Origin of the sequence: Bacillus sp. ChL18 (genome assembly GCF_026241425.1) — a bacterium.
Classification (GTDB): domain Bacteria; phylum Bacillota; class Bacilli; order Bacillales; family Bacillaceae; genus Bacillus; species Bacillus velezensis.
Map to the genome: position 1 here is coordinate 1 of NZ_JAPHWE010000022.1, position 410 is coordinate 410.

Genomic DNA, 410 nt, shown 5'->3' on the forward strand with positions numbered 1-410 from the left:
CAGCGTTCGTCCTGAGCCAGGATCAAACTCTCCGATAAAGTAGTTTGACTGACTACGCACATCACTGTGCGATTTATTTAAAACTTTGAATTAACAGGTACGTTTTGTCTTGTTTAGTTTTCAAAGATCATTTTGTTCACTTTCTCAAGCAACTTTTTAAGTATATAATAAGTTTCTTTTAAAGTCAACATATTTTTTATAAATGGTGGAGCCTAGCGGGATCGAACCGCTGACCTCCTGCGTGCAAAGCAGGCGCTCTCCCAGCTGAGCTAAGGCCCCGAAGTGGTCGGGAAGACAGGATTCGAACCTGCGACCCCATGGTCCCAAACCATGTGCTCTACCAAGCTGAGCTACTTCCCGATTTTTAAAAATATTATGGCGCGCCCGAGAGGAGTCGAACCCCTAACCTT

The 410-nt window shown here is 44.4% G+C and carries 2 tRNA genes; both read right to left on the reverse strand.

Annotated features, from left to right (window positions below):
• Positions 1 to 203: 203 nt before the first annotated feature.
• Positions 204 to 279: transfer RNA gene (locus tag OQ477_RS20825), tRNA-Ala, on the reverse strand.
• Between the two features lie 4 nt (positions 280 to 283).
• A tRNA-Pro gene (locus tag OQ477_RS20830) sits at positions 284 to 360 on the reverse strand.
• Between the last annotated feature and the right edge of the window lie 50 nt (positions 361 to 410).